The 281-nt window shown below is 45.9% G+C and carries 1 protein-coding gene; it reads right to left on the minus strand.

The window, feature by feature from the left end:
* A partial coding sequence (locus PZC42_RS24425) for a COG3415 family protein (RefSeq protein ID WP_277214015.1) occupies positions 1–259 on the minus strand: 259 nt, incomplete at its 3' end.
* Between the last annotated feature and the right edge of the window lie 22 nt (positions 260–281).

Here is a 281-nt window from a genome sequence, read left to right on the forward strand (position 1 = left end):
TGAATATTTGCTTTAACTTCTTCATTACTTCGTCTAGGACGACGGAAGGATTCTCATCAATGCACTCGAGAATAACGCTTTTGTGTTCTTCATGGAGAATACGCGGACGACCGGTCTTTCTCCGTTTCTGAAAGATACTGTCAGGATCCTTCTCGTACTGCGCAGCCCATTTTTGTGCTGTACGAACGTGAATCCCAAGCTGATTTGCGGCAGCAGCTGCACTCAAACACCTCTCAAACAACAGTTTGAAGAACCTCACCTTGTCCTGGTCAGAATAGCGT

Source organism: Isoptericola croceus (assembly GCF_029382255.1).
GTDB classification, from domain to species: Bacteria; Actinomycetota; Actinomycetes; order Actinomycetales; family Cellulomonadaceae; genus Isoptericola; species Isoptericola croceus.